The following is a 734-nucleotide window of genomic DNA, read 5'->3' on the forward strand; positions in this document are numbered from 1 at the left end:
CAGGCTATCACGTCCTTCATCGCCTTCTACCGCCTAGGCATCCACCGTGTACGCTTAGTCACTTAACTATACAACTCAAATCAAACTCGGCCTTTTGTTTCGAGTTATCAACTTTGAGTCATACATGACTAAGGTTTTCGCTGACATCTTGAGAGTCTCGACTGTTAACGTCTCCATTCAGGCCGAAGCTCGAACAAATTCGCTAACAGCTTTCACATTTTAAGATGCTGTTACCTAGTCTTGATCCCTATTGGGTAATAGGGTCAAGAGATTTTTCCAGATTGTTAAAGATCTTGCTTGGTGCTTCAGTTAAATTGTTGCCAATTTAGCTGTTAATCATTTCTGCCTTTTCCGATCATGCGGCGGCAAACGTGATTAAGAGGTAAATTGGTGGGTCTGGGTGGATTTGAACCACCGACCTCACCCTTATCAGGGGTGCGCTCTAACCAACTGAGCTACAGACCCAATCGTATGAGTCCGCAAGGTCTACCAACTCAACTAATTGGTGGAGCTATGCGGGATCGAACCGCAGACCTCCTGCGTGCAAGGCAGGCGCTCTCCCAGCTGAGCTATAGCCCCAGGCTTCTTTCTAGGTAATCCAGAGACAATTGATGTGAAAACTACCCCAAGGTTCGATCCCCTTTCTCTTAAAGGAGGTGATCCAGCCCCAGCTTCCGCTAGGGCTACCTTGTTACGACTTCACCCCAGTCATGAATCACTCCGTGGTGATCGTC

Annotated in this window: 2 tRNA genes; both read right to left on the reverse strand. The window is 47.5% G+C overall.

Going from position 1 to position 734, the window contains the following annotated elements:
• Window positions 1-388: 388 nt before the first annotated feature.
• A tRNA-Ile gene (locus A377_RS0103285) sits at window positions 389-465 on the reverse strand.
• Window positions 466-503: 38 nt separating this feature from the next.
• Window positions 504-579, reverse strand: a tRNA-Ala gene (locus tag A377_RS0103290).
• Window positions 580-734: the final 155 nt, after the last annotated feature.

The organism is Hydrogenovibrio halophilus DSM 15072, assembly GCF_000384235.1.
Lineage (GTDB): Bacteria > Pseudomonadota > Gammaproteobacteria > Thiomicrospirales > Thiomicrospiraceae > Hydrogenovibrio > Hydrogenovibrio halophilus.